Source organism: Kitasatospora sp. NPDC058115 (genome assembly GCF_042884635.1).
Lineage (GTDB): Bacteria > Actinomycetota > Actinomycetes > Streptomycetales > Streptomycetaceae > Kitasatospora.
This window is the reverse complement of the sequence record NZ_JBHVTL010000005.1, coordinates 205,244-217,940: the sequence shown is the minus strand read 5'-3', so window position 1 is coordinate 217,940 and position 12,697 is coordinate 205,244. Positions and strand designations below refer to the sequence as shown.

Below are 12,697 nucleotides of genomic sequence, written 5' to 3'. Positions count from 1 at the left end.
GGTCAAGGCAACCTGCCGCGCTGCGATCGTCCGGCATGTGAACACCGGAATGAGACGCTGACGCGGTGCCACCCGCCGCGGAGGGCGCCGGAGAAGCCGTGCCGCGGCCCCTCAGACCGCGGCCGGCGCGCTCCGGCGGCGGGCCGCCGCGTGCTCGACCAGCGCCACCAGCAGCTTCTTGCCGTCCTCCCGGAGACGGGCGTCGCAGAGCACCACCGGGATCCCCGGGTCCAGGTCGAGCGCGTCCCGGACCTCCTCGGGGGCGAAGACCTCGCTGCCCTCGAAGCAGTTCACGGCCACCAGGAACGGGATGCCGCGCTGCTCGAAGAAGTCCACCGAGGGGAAGCAGTCCGCCAGCCGCCGGGTGTCGGCGAGCACCACCGCGCCGAGCGCGCCCCGGGCCAGCTCGTCCCAGACGAACCAGAACCGGTCCTGGCCGGGCGTGCCGAACAGGTAGAGGGCGAGCCCGGGCCGCAGGTCGATCCGGCCGAAGTCCATCGCCACGGTGGTGGTGCGCTTGGCCTCCACGCCCGCGGTGTCGTCCACCGGGCGGCCCAGCTCGCTGAGCTCCTCCTCGGTGCGCAGCGGGCGGATCTCGCTGACCGAGCCGACCAGGGTGGTCTTCCCCGCGCCGAAGCCGCCGGCGACCAGGATCTTCACCGCGACCGCCGGGCCGCCCCGCCAGCGCGGGTCGTTGGCCCGGTCGCCGCCGGACGGCGCCGGGGCGGGCGGCACCGGGGCGGACGGTACCGGGGCGGACGGCACCGGGGCGGACGGTACCGGGGCGGGCGCGGTCGCGGGGAGGTCAGAGCGCACGGAGTCCATTGATCACGTCTCGCAGCAGGCGCTCGTCCGGCAGCTCGGCGAGCGGAACGGGTCGGGTGACGCTGATCAGGTCGGCGTCGTAGAGGTCGCCGAGCAGGACGCGCACGACGCTGACCGGCAGGTCGGTGTAGGAGCCGAGCTCGGCCACGGAGATCGGCTCCCGGCGGCACCAGGCCAGGATGGTCTGGTGTTCCGGGTCAAGTACGTGCGCGGGCACGGCCCCCGTGGCCGGCGCGGGGTCCTTGGCGGTGATCAGCGAGATCAGGTCGAACAGGCCGTCCTCGACCGGCCGGGTGCGGCCGCGGGTCATCGAGAACAGCCGCACCACCGGGCCGGCTTCGTCGTCGAACCAGCGGTCGTCGACCGGGGTCCGCGGCTGGAACAGGTCGAGCCCGCTCTCGCCCCCGTCCGGGCCGTCCGGCTCCCGCCCGCCCGGCCCCGGGCCGTCCGCTCCCGGGACCGGCCCCGAGACCGGGGCCGGCTCCGGCGGCACCGGTGTCGGTTCCTCGTCCGCCATCGGACCGCTCATCTCCCGGGCGGGGCCACGTCGGCGCGCGGCTCGGCGGCCAGGTGCTCGCCGACCCGCTTGACCAGCAGGGCCATCTCGTAGGCGATCTGGCCGATGTCCGCCTCGGCCTCGCTCAGCACCGCCAGGCAACTGCCGTCACCGGCGGCGGTGATGAACAGGAAGGCCTCGTCCAGCTCGACCATGGTCTGGCGCACGCCACCGACCTTGAAGTGCCCGCCGGCGCCCTTCGCCAGGCTGTGGAAGCCCGCCGCGACGGCGGCCAGGTGCTCGGCGTCCTCGCGGTCGAGGTCGCGGGAGGCTCCGGTGGCCAGGCCGTCGCTGGAGAGGATCACCGCATGCCGCAGTGCGGCGACGCGTCCCACCAGGTCGTCCAGGAGCCAGTTGAGGTCTCCGGGCGACTGCGTCGTAGTGGTCATGAATCTGTTCCTTCCGCTGGTGCGGGTGGTGCGTGTCCTGCGTGTGGTGCGGGTCCTGCCGGTGGTGCGGGTCGACCGGGTCGAGCGGGTCGTGCCGGTGGTGCGGGTGGTGCGGTGCCTTCGGTCGGCCCGTCGGACAACGGACCGGCGGGTGCGCCCGGTTCCGCCGTGACGCGCGGAGCGCGGACGAGCCTGGTCGGCGGCGGTACGGGCGCGCGGCGGGCCAGCGGCGCCGGCTCGCCGCCGGACGGGCCGGGCAGCGCCGCCGGGGCGGGCGCCGGGCTGATCGCGCGGCGCCCGGGGTCCGGCGGCTGCCAGCCGGGCGCGGGCCGCGGCGACGGCGCCGGCCGCGGCGGGGGTGCGGGAGCGGCCGGGGCACCGGTGGCGCCACGGCCACGGGTGAAGCCGCGCTGGAACGAGGCGAAGGTGGCCCGGGCCTCCTCGGGCGAACGCTCACGGGCCGCCTCGGCGCCGTCCGGGCCGGTACCGGCCGGGGCGGCGGCAGCGGTCTCCGCCGCCCGCTCGCGCAACTGCGGGGCGAGGCTCGCCTGCCGGACGCGGCGCGGCAGGCCGCCCGGGGAGACGGCCTCGGACGGCGCCCCGGCACGCGGCGCGGCGTCACCCGGCGCAACGGTGGGCGCGGGGGCCCCGGCCGCGGCGTCCGCCACGGTCGCGCCCCGCTCCTCGGCACGCCGGTGCCGGCCGGTGCCCGGTCCGGTGGGCTCGCCGCCCGGCGCCGGGACGAGCACCGGCCCGCCGGTGCCCCGCGACCGGCGCGGCAGTCCGCCGGGCGTGCGCGCGGGTTCGGGCGCCGAGGGGCGCGGCCCCCCGCTGCTCCGGTGCCGTCCGCCCTCCCCGTCGGCGCCGTTCGCCGGGCTCGCACCGTTCGTCCGGCTCGCACCGTTCGTCCGGGCCCCGCCGTTCGCCGGGCTCGCGCCGTTCGTCCCGCCGGGCCCGGGCACCGCGACGAGGTCGCGCCGGCCCGCCGCCGCCCGTCGTCCCCCGGCCGCAGCCGCGCCCGCGCCGGGCGGCTCCGGCAGCCCGTCCGGGGCCTCCGCCAGCAGCTCGCGCGGTATCAGCACCACCGCCGTGGTCCCCCCGTACGGCGAGGGCCGCAGGTGCACCCGGATGCCGTGCCGCCGGGCCAGCCGGCTGACCACGAACAGCCCCAGCCGGTCGGTGTCGGCGAGGTCGAACTCCTGCTCCACGGCGAGGCGTTCGTTGATCCCGGCGAGGGCCTGCTCGCTCAGCCCGAGCCCCCGGTCGTCGATCTCCAGCGCGAAGCCGTGCGCCACCACCTCGCCCTGGACGGTGACCTGGGTGGCCGGCGGGGAGTAGACCGCCGCGTTCTCGACCAGTTCGGCGACCAGGTGGGTGACGTCCGCGACCGCGCTGCCGAGCAGCCCGGTGCCGGGGAACGGCCGGACGATCACCCGGGCGTAGTCCTCGACCTCGCCGACCGCCGCGCGCACCACGTCCACCATCCGCACCGGCTTGCGCCAGGCCCGGCCCGGCGAGCCGCCGGCCAGGATGATCAGGCCCTCGGCGTGCCGGCGCATGCGGGTGGTGAGGTGGTCGACCTTGAAGAGGTCCTCCAGCTCCGCCGGGTCCTCGGTGCGCCGCTCCATGGTGTCGAGCAGGGTCAGCTGGCGGTGCAGCAGCACCTGGCTGCGCCGCGCCAGGTTGACGAAGACCGCGGAGACGCCGCGCCGCAGCTCGGCCTGTTCGACGGCGGCCTCGACGGCGGCCCGCTGCACGGCGTTGATCGCCCGTCCGACCTGACCGATCTCGGCCGGGCCGAACTCCAGCTCGGGGGCCTCGGTGACGACGTCCACCGCCTCGCCCTTGCGCAGCCGCAGCATCACCGACGGCAGCCGGGTGCCGGCCAGCTCGTTGGCGGCGTTGCGCAGGCCGATCAGCTCGCGGACCAGGCCGCGGCCGATCCGGTAGGAGATCAGGACCGAGAGCACCACGGCGACCAGGCCGATCACACCGGCGATGCCGCCGCGCCAGAGCAGTCCGACCGCGTACGAGTGGTCGCGGTCGTCGATGGTGCCGGCCAGCCGGGTGTTGATCGCCGCGAGGTCGCCGAGCGCGTGGTCGGCGGTCCGCCGCCAGTCGCTGCCGTTGATCGCCTGGACGACGCGTTCGGGGCCGCCCGCGCCGACGAAGTCCGCCTCCGCCCGGGCGAGCGAGGCCCAGGCCTCGCCGCCGCGCAGGGCGATGTAGTCGGCCTGGTCGACCGGGTCCAGTTCGGCGATGTAGACCGTGAACAGGGCCTGCTGGTTGTGCAGGGCGTCGAGCGCCACCTGGTACTGCTCGGCGGTCGGGCGGCCGGGCGCGGTGCGCAGGCCCTCCATGGCCGCGTCCTCCTGGGAGAGGTACTCGCGGGCGCGCACCAGCTCGGTCAGGATCGTTCCCTGCCGCGGGAGCTGGCCGCTCTGGCGGGCGACGAAGGCGGACCGGAAGCCGAAGGTGGGCTTGACCAGGTCGGTGTACTGGGCGAGCGCGAACTCCCAGTTGAGCGCGGCGCGGCCGACCTGGGCGCGCAGCGGGGGGAGCTGGTCGGCGGCGGCGAGGATCTGCAGCAGGCGGCCGCGCTGGGCCTCGTCGAGCCGGCCGCTGCCGGTGTCCTTCTTCTGCCGCAGCACGGCGAGGTCCCGGTCGGTGACGGCCTGGGCCTGTTCGAGGGCGTCCCGGGCGGCGCGCGAGGCCGGGTCGGCCAGCCGCTTGACGGCGGCCCGGCGCTCGTTCTGCAGGTCGTGTGCGTACTGGTCGACCGGGGTGCCGAACTCCTTGTACGTCCTGCTGAGGTCCAGCCGGCTCCAGACGTCCCCGGCGGTGGTGAGCGTCGCGTACGCCCAGAGGGCGGCGAGGGCGACGATGGGCACCAGGAGCAGCGCGATGATCTTCGCGCGGATCGAGCTGCTGCGCAGACGCATGGAGTCCTCGGTCGGGAAGTGCCAGGCGCGGACGGGGTGCGGGCGGCGGGGTCGGTGGGGGGCGTGGTTCGGCGCGGACGACGGGCGGGCTGGTACGGACCAGGTGCCGGCCCGGGGGTGGTTCCGCAGGCCGGGCCGGGAGACCCGGCCGCGGGTCTGCGAGACTCTACTACGCCCTGACCACTCGTTCGAGGGTCGAACCCGGCCTCTCTTCGCCCCGGACCGGATCGTGTCCGGATCGGCACCAAGATCACCGGTTTGGCGCCGTCGCCGTGCCGTCCCGGTGCCGCCCTCCCCGCCGCCTCCAAGCCGCCTCCAGGCCGCTGACCGGCGGCGGACGGCCGTTCCACGGCACTTTGCGCACGACCCGGTGCCGATCTCGTCGCGTCACGGTCACAACCCTGGGCAGTCGGCACGCCATCCGATAGTTTCGCTCCACCTGCAGGACTGATCGGGGGGATCGTGCGCGAGTTCACCACCCCCGCCCCGGCCGGACCGCCGGCCGCCGGCGGACTGGCCGACTCGCTCTACGACACCGCCGAACGCTCACCCGCCCTGGTCCAGTTGACCCGCCCCGACGGGGCCGCCCCCCGGCAGCACGGCCGGCACCGCGCCGACGGGAGCGGGCGTCAGGACCCCACCGGGGGCCGGTGGCAGGACGCCGCCGGAAGCGGCTGGCAGGACGTCACCGCGGCCGGCTTCCGCGACGAGGTGCTCGCCCTCGCCAAGGGCCTGCTCACCCGGGGCGTGCGCTACGGCGACCGGGTCGCGCTGATGTCCCGCACCCGCTACGAGTGGACGCTGTTCGACTACGCACTCTGGTCGATCGGCGCGATCTCCGTGCCCGTCTACCCCACCGCCGCACCCGAGCAGGTCCGCTGGATCCTCGCCGAGACCCAGGCGACGGCCTGCCTGGTGGAGGACGAGGACCACGCGATGACCGTCGGCGCGGTCTGCGACGCGTTACCCGACCTGACCGGCATCTGGCAGCTGGACCGGGGCTGCGTCGCCGCGATCGTCGAGGACGGGCACGGGGTCCCCGACTCCCTCGTCCACCGCCAGCGGCTCGGCGTCACCGCCGACACCGTCGCCACCGTCGTCTACACCTCCGGCACCACCGGGCGCCCCAAGGGCTGTCCGATCACCCACGGCGCCCTGGCCACCGCCGCCGACGCGCTGCTCGACTGCTGGGGCGAGGCGCTGCGCGACACCGGCGGCCACCAGCCCTCCACCGTGCTGTTCCTGCCGCTGGCGCACGTCTACGGGCGGATGGTGCAGATCGCGGCGGTGCGCGGCGGCTTCCGGCTCGGCCACGTCTCCGAGGTGTCCACCGACGCCCTGCTGCCCGCGCTCGCCGCGCTGCGCCCGACCTTCCTGCTCGTCGTCCCGTACGTGCTCGACAAGGTGTTCCAGCAGGCCCGCCGCTCCGCCGAGGAGGCCGGGCGCGGCGAACTGTTCGACCAGGCCCGGCAGGTGGCCGTGGACTGGGCCACCGCCCGCGAGCTGCGGGTGTTCGGGCGCGGCCCCGGCCCCGGCGCCGCACTGCGGCTGCGCCACCTCGCCTACGAGCGGACCGTCTACCAGCGGCTGCGCGCCGTGTTCGGCGGCCGGCTGCGGGCGCTGATGTGCGGGGGCTCGACGCTGGAGCGCGGCCTCGGCCTCTTCTTCACCGGGATCGGCTTCCAGCTGTACACGGGCTACGGGCTCACCGAGACCTCGGCCGCGATCACCGGCAACCCGCCCGGGCGGGCGAAGGCCGGTACGGTCGGCCGGCCGGTGCCCGGCGCCACGGTGGCGATCGCCGACGACGGCGAGGTGTGGGTGCGCGGCCCCGGCGTCTTCGGCGGCTACCTCAACCACCCGCGCTGCACCGAGGAGTCGCTGTTCGACGGCTGGTTCGGCACCGGCGACCTCGGCAGCCTGGACGAGGACGGCTACCTGACCATCACCGGCCGCAAGAAGGACCTCATCGTCACCAGCAGCGGCAAGAACCTCGCCCCGGCCGCCCTGGAGCTCCGGATCGAGACGCACCCGCTGGTCTCGCAGTGCCTGGTGGTGGGCGACGACCGCCCGTACGTGGCCGCGCTGATCACCCTCGACCCGGCGGCGCTGGCGCACTGGCTGAAACGGCGCGGGCGCGGGCAGGCGGACCCGTGGGCGGTGCTCACCGACGAGGAGCTCCACGCCGAGATCCAGCGGGCCGTGGCCGCAGCCAACACCGCCGTCTCGCGGGCCGAGTCGATCCGCGCGTTCCGGCTGCTGCCCCGGGAGTTCGGCGTGGAGCAGGGGCTGATGACACCCTCGCTGAAGGTGCGGCGGGCGGCGGTCGCGGAGTACTACGCGGCGGACATCGAGGAGCTCTACGCCCCCTGACGGACCGTCTCGTCCCGCTTTCGGCGCGGCCGGTGGCGCCGACCCGGCCGTCACTCCTTGACGATCGGAGTGGTCCAGTCCATTGTTTTGGTCCGGTCAGAGTGCGGCACGCCGACGGCTCCCGCCCCCTCCGGGAGCACCCCCACGCACACCGCCACCTCCCCTTCACCGCGCGTCCGCCCCAACGGCCGCGTCCCCACGCAGGAGTCCCCACGTGTCCATCTCCTCGCGCATGCCCGCACGCCTGTCCGCGCTCGCCGCGACCGCCGCGCTGCTGGTGGCCGGTCTCGCCGGGCCCGCCGCGGCGGCGTCCGAGTCCGCATCCGTGTCCTCGGCCTCGGCCGCGTCCGGTGGGGCCGCCGCCGCTCCCGCCGTCAACCTGGCCACCAACCCCGGGTTCGAGATCCCCGCCTCCTCGCTCGCCGACTGGGGCAGCGTGCCCGGCTGGCGCTGTTCCGGCGGGCCCGCCGAGGCCTCCGTCACCGCCGCCGCCCCGCATTCGGGCACCTCCGCCCTGGCCGTCACCCCGGCGGGCGACGACTCCACCGGCGCGTGCACGCAGACCGTCTCGGTCCAGCCCGGTACCACCTACACCGCCTCCGCCTGGGTCCGCGGGACGTTCGTCTTCCTCGGCGCCACCGACGGCACCGACCGTCCGACCGCCCCCGACTGGACCGAGGACACCCACGGCGGCTGGCAGAAGCTCACCACCCGCTTCACCGCCGGCGCCACCGCGACCACCGTCCGCCTCACCGTCCACGGCTGGTACCAGCAGGGCCCGTTCGCGGTCGACGACGTCCGGGTGGACGGCCCGGCCCCCGCCCCGGCGACCGCCGCCGCCTCGGTGCCGACCAGCGACAAGGTGGTCTTCTTCACCGTCGACGACGGCTGGCAGACCACCCCGGAGGCGGAGCGGTTCATCGCCGACCACCAGCTGCCGATCACCGCCTTCCCGCTGCCGATGGCCGCCGCCAACAACCCCGGCTACTTCCAGCGGGTCACCGCGGTGCCCGGCTCCTCCGTGCAGAACCACAGCGTCTCCCACCCGGACCTCACCAAGCTCTCGCCCGCCGAGCAGCAGGTGGAGATCTGCGACGCCCGGGACTCGCTGACCCGCCAGTTCGGCACCGCACCGACCGTGTTCCGCCCGCCGTACTTCGCCTGGAACACCGACACCCTGCAGGCCGCCGCCAACTGCGGCATGCGCACCGTGCTCACCGCCGACGCGGACTTCAGCTGGGGCGCCTCCAACATCTGGCACGAGGGCACCCTGTCCCCCGGGGACGTCGTGCTGATGCACTGGACCGACACCCTGGCCGGTGACCTCCAGCGTGCCCTGGCCGCCGCCGAGATCGCCGGTCTCAAGCCCGCGGGCCTGGCGTCGTACCTGCGCTGACGCCGCGCCGCCACGCACTGACACGTACTGCCAGTACTGCCACGCACCGTCCTGCGCCGCCGGTCCCGCACGGGGCCGGCGGCGCGACCGTTGCCCCCGTCGGCCTTCCGGTGGCGCCCGTTGCGTCGGCCGGCGCTCGTTGACAGGTCGCGGGCGGGGTGTTGGGATGGGGCCCGTGCAGCGCGGCGCCGGCCACGGAGAAGTGGGCCGGCCGGCAGCCGAGCCGGCACCCGACACCGAGGGACGACGCGTGACGAGTACCTGCTCCGCTCCCCTTTTCTGACCCGTTCCCCGCGGCCACGGCCGAGGCGCGGTGGCCGCTCTTCCTTCTCCGGAGATGCGTACAGACGTATGCCCATGTCGAATTCGTCGTTCAATCAGTCCGTCATCGAGGAGTTTCGCGCCAACGGCGGGAGGGTCGGCGGGCCCTTCGAGGGCGGGGACCTCCTGCTGCTGACCACCACCGGCACGCGGACCGGCCGGGAGCACACCGTCCCGCTCGGATTCGTACGGGCCGAGGGCCTGCTGCTGATCGTCGCCTCGGCGGCCGGGGCGGCCGAGGACCCGCAGTGGTACCGCAACCTGGTCGCCCGCCCGGCGGTGCGGGTGGAGCTCGGCGAGGAGGTGTTCGACGCGACCGCCGTCCCGGCCGGGGGCGAGCGGCGGGACCGGCTCTTCGCGGCCGTCGTCCGGGCCGCGCCCGGATACGGGGACTACCAGCGGCACACCCGGCGGGTGCTGCCGGTGGTCGCGCTGGAACGCCACTGACCGTGGACGGGCCCGCCGGTCCCTCCCCCTGTGAGGGACCGGCGGGCCCGGGCCCGGTCAGGGCCTGAGCCGCGCTCGGGCCCGGGCGGATCCGCTCAGACCTGGGCGGAGAAGACCGGGAGGTAGCCGCCCGACTGGCCGGCGGCCTTGGGGTGGTAGCTCTCGTCGACCGGCAGGGTGGTGCTGTTCAGCCAGGTGGTGCTGGAGCCGCAGATCTCGTGCTCGCGGAAGATCGAGCGGACGTCGCCGAAGGCGAAGCCCGCGTTGGCCGCGCGCTTGGCGACGACGTCGTCGAGCGTGTCGGCGGCACCGTTGATGGCGGCCCGCTTGGTGTCGCCGATGCCGAGGATGCAGCTGCCCCCGACCTTGTACATGTGCGGGTAGCCGAGCACGACGACGCGGGCGTTCGGCGCCTTGGCACGGATCGCCGCGTAGACCTTGTCGAGCTGGCCGGGCAGCGTGGCGGTGGCGTAGTTCTTCGCGGTGGCGACGGCGTTGAGGCAGGCGCTCTCGGTGTCCAGGACACACGTCTGCATCGTGCTCGCGAAGCCCGCGTCGTTGCCGCCGATGCTGATGCTGACCAGCGTGGTGGTCGAACTCAACGCGGAGATCTGACTGTTGAGCACGTCTCCGGTTCTCGCTCCGGAACAGGCGACGAACTTGAAGGACGACGGCGCGTGCGCGTTCTTCCACAGGTACGCGTACGCGTTGGTGCTGCGCTTGCAGCTCCCGCTCTCGCTCGTGTAGCTGCCGGCACCGACGCCGGCGGAGTACGAGTCGCCCAGGGCGACGTAGTTGACACCGGCGGCGTGGGCCGAGCCGGCGGAGGCCAGCGTGGTCAGGGAAACGAGGGCCGCGGTGACGGCGACGGACATGACTCGGGCAGGGCGCGACATGTGGTCTCCTGGTAGTGACGTGTGTCACGCAATTTGATACCAGGCGGTAGCTAACGTGTGAAGTTGTCATGCCAAGTCAATTGACGAACAGTCTGACAACGAGGGGAGAACACGCCCTTTTCTCACTACCGGCGACCGGGCGGGCGCCGGTAGTGACCGGACGGGGCATCACCCGGGTGGTCATCACCCGAACGAGGCGTCAGGTGGGCGGGAGACGGCGGCGGGGCGCTGGCGGGCGTGGGGCGCTGACGGCCGGTCGCCCGGGGGGACCGGAGGGACCGGACGCGGACGCGCGCGGTCCCGGGCGCGGACCCGACCCCGGGGGTGGTCACCCGCCCGGGGTCACCCCGGGGAAGACCTCGCAGCCGTCGACCGGCAGCTCCTCGATCGTCTCGTTGGCCGCCGCTGGCACGCCGAGCCACCGGACGGCGGTCGTCACCGCCGCCCGGGCCTGGCGCAGGCCGGGCGCACCCCAGCCCAGCAGCTCGACCGCGAGGCCCGGCGCCACCAGCAGCCGCCGGTAGTGCCGCCCCGAGGCCGGGTCCGGCGCGCTCGGGCCGACCGCCCCCAGCGCGGCGGCCATCCGGACCCGGGCGCACTCGTTCCCGCCGTTGGCCGACCCGACCCGGTCGTAGAGGTAGCCGAGGTAGTACGCCGGGCCGATCAGCGCCTGCGCCTCCTCGCCCGCCTCCCGGGCCAGCGCGCGACCGGGGTCGCCGGCGTCCTCCGGCTCCAGCGAACCGCCGGGCAGCGAGACGATGCCGTCCTTGGGGTTGACCAGCGTCAGCACCCGTCCGTCGGGGGCGAACAGCCACCCCCACGACTGCTTGACCGGCAGCCCGGGGGGCACCTGCTCGTCCGGCCGCCACGGCCACCCCGCGGTGGGACGCCGACGCACCCGGCCGAGCAGTTCGGCGATCTCCGCGCTGAACTCGATCCGGCTCATGCGTCCCCCCTCTCGGTGTCGGGCTCGCCGGGCCGACACTGCGCGGGGACGTTCACGGGGACGTTCTCGGTGCGCGGTTCGGGGCCGAGCGGGCGGGAACGGCGGCGTGGGGCACCGGCCGTTCCCACTGTTGATCTTCCCCGAAATCTTCCCCGAACAGGCGGTCGATGAACAGTCCCCAGCGCCGCTTGGTGGACACCGGGGCCCGAACGCCCTGGTCAGCCCCGGTCGGTCCGCGTCAGTCCAAGGGCCCACCCCCGTCCTGCGGCGAGGGCGGCACCGGGAGGGGGAAGCCCGGCAGCGGGACGGCGGCCGGCGGGAAGGGCAGGCCGCGGCCGACGTCGTCGGCCAGCTCGTCCAGCACCTCCCGGACCGTCATCGGCCGCAGCCGCCCGCCGCGCAGCGCCCAGCCCCGCACCGCCCGGCCGCCGGGCGCCGCCGGATCCCCGTGCAGCACCATCGCCCCGGCCCCGCCGGCGGCCAGCCCCGCCGCCAGCGTGACGCAGAACGCCTCGTCGTCCCGTCCGCCCGCCGCGGACCGGCCCCGCTCCACCAGGAGATCGGTCGCCGAGGTCAGCTCCTCGCCGTCCTCGGGGCCGTGGCAGTGCAGGGTCAGCAGGTGGAACCCGTCACCGGCGCCCGCCGCCACCGCCGCGCGGACCTCGATCGCGTGCTGCATCGCCTCCACCAACCGCCGGTCCCCCGGCGGCCCCTCCCCCGCCGCGGTCAGCAGCGCCGCCGTCGCGATGGAGATCCGCACCCTGGCCCGGTGGTCCCCGGCCAGCGCCGGCAGCAGCACCGCCAGCCGCTGCCCGGCGTAGACGAACGGCTCCCCGGCCAGCTCGGGATCGGCCGCGTAGGCGACCCGGGCCGCCGCGTCACCCGGGTCGAAGCCGAGCGCCGCGCAGTACTCCTCGTAGTCCGCCGGGTCCAGCATCCGCAGGTGGACCTCGAAACCGTGCCCGCCCAGCGCCCGGAGCTGGACGGCCACCCGCCGCAGGTAGGCCCGGAAGGAGAGCCCGCCGAACAGCCCGTGCCCCGCGAGGTCGGCGAAGTCCGCGGCGCGGACCGCCACCGCGAGCGCCACCGGCTGCGGCGGCGGGGCCCCGCGCGGCCGCCCCCGCCGGCGCCCCGGGGCCGCGGGCCCACCCGGCCCACCGCCCGGCGGCCGCCCACCGGACCCCCGCGTCACCGGCCCGGCCGGCCCCGGCCGCCGCCCGGCCCACCCACCGCGCATTCCGTCCCGCACCACCATGAGCCCTTCCTCCCCGTCGTCGACACCCGTCCCACCGGCCCCACGAGCCCCTCGGCTCCCGGCGGGCACGAACATACACACGGTCACTGACAATCCACACGCAGCGATGACCCCCGGCCGGGGGCGGGGGCCCGACAGGACCCGCCCCCGGCCCGGCCAGCACACACCAACCACGAGCCCCAAACTCACAGCGCCCGCCGGACCGCCAACGGGGGCCGGGCGAAACCCCCGCCCCCGGCCAGGCCACCGAACCCGCGCACCTCCGACCCACCCGTCACCACCACCACGAGCCCCGACCCGCAGCGACCGCCGGACGGCCGACAGGGACCGGGTGAAACCCCCGCCCCCGGC

At 75.6% G+C, this 12,697-nt stretch carries 9 protein-coding genes and 1 pseudogene; 3 read left to right on the top strand and 7 right to left on the bottom strand.

The annotated features are described in order from the left end of the window. Positions 1-111: 111 nt before the first annotated feature. The 4 genes from ACFVVL_RS07460 to ACFVVL_RS07445 form a co-directional block, all read right to left on the bottom strand. The gene (locus ACFVVL_RS07460; RefSeq protein WP_387672219.1) at positions 112-660 is read right to left on the bottom strand and encodes an ATP/GTP-binding protein; all 549 of its coding nucleotides are present in this window, start codon (positions 658-660) and stop codon (positions 112-114) included. Positions 661-805: 145 nt separating this feature from the next. After that, positions 806-1,342: a DUF742 domain-containing protein gene (locus ACFVVL_RS07455; RefSeq protein WP_387672050.1), complete on the bottom strand. Its 537-nt coding sequence runs from the start codon at positions 1,340-1,342 to the stop codon at positions 806-808. A gap of 8 nt (positions 1,343-1,350) precedes the next feature. Further along, positions 1,351-1,770, bottom strand: a complete 420-nt coding sequence (locus tag ACFVVL_RS07450; RefSeq protein WP_380297310.1) for a roadblock/LC7 domain-containing protein — start codon at positions 1,768-1,770, stop codon at positions 1,351-1,353. Further along, the gene (locus ACFVVL_RS07445; RefSeq protein ID WP_387672047.1) at positions 1,767-4,712 is read right to left on the bottom strand and encodes a nitrate- and nitrite sensing domain-containing protein; all 2,946 of its coding nucleotides are present in this window, start codon (positions 4,710-4,712) and stop codon (positions 1,767-1,769) included. The genes ACFVVL_RS07450 and ACFVVL_RS07445 overlap by 4 nt, the downstream gene beginning before the upstream one ends. 462 nt (positions 4,713-5,174) lie before the next feature. Here ACFVVL_RS07445 and ACFVVL_RS07440 point away from each other — a divergent pair, with 462 nt between their 5' ends. From ACFVVL_RS07440 to ACFVVL_RS07430, 3 genes and pseudogenes are all read left to right on the top strand, one after another. Continuing rightward, a complete protein-coding gene (locus ACFVVL_RS07440) occupies positions 5,175-7,085 on the top strand; it encodes an AMP-dependent synthetase/ligase (protein ID WP_387672044.1) in 1,911 nt (636 codons plus the stop codon). 214 nt (positions 7,086-7,299) lie between these two features. Continuing rightward, complete coding sequence (locus ACFVVL_RS07435) at positions 7,300-8,481, top strand: polysaccharide deacetylase family protein (protein WP_387672041.1); 1,182 nt, start codon at positions 7,300-7,302, stop codon at positions 8,479-8,481. 351 nt (positions 8,482-8,832) lie between these two features. Continuing rightward, positions 8,833-9,243: pseudogene (locus tag ACFVVL_RS07430) on the top strand (nitroreductase/quinone reductase family protein); the annotation flags it as partial. Positions 9,244-9,344: 101 nt separating this feature from the next. Here ACFVVL_RS07430 and ACFVVL_RS07425 read toward each other — a convergent pair. The 3 genes from ACFVVL_RS07425 to ACFVVL_RS07415 form a co-directional block, all read right to left on the bottom strand. Then, the gene (locus ACFVVL_RS07425; protein ID WP_380297572.1) at positions 9,345-10,145 is read right to left on the bottom strand and encodes an SGNH/GDSL hydrolase family protein; all 801 of its coding nucleotides are present in this window, start codon (positions 10,143-10,145) and stop codon (positions 9,345-9,347) included. Positions 10,146-10,473: 328 nt separating this feature from the next. After that, the gene (locus ACFVVL_RS07420; RefSeq protein ID WP_380297574.1) at positions 10,474-11,091 is read right to left on the bottom strand and encodes a hypothetical protein; all 618 of its coding nucleotides are present in this window, start codon (positions 11,089-11,091) and stop codon (positions 10,474-10,476) included. A 238-nt stretch (positions 11,092-11,329) separates the two neighbouring features. Continuing rightward, complete coding sequence (locus ACFVVL_RS07415; protein ID WP_387672038.1) at positions 11,330-12,166, bottom strand: hypothetical protein; 837 nt, start codon at positions 12,164-12,166, stop codon at positions 11,330-11,332. Between the last annotated feature and the right edge of the window lie 531 nt (positions 12,167-12,697).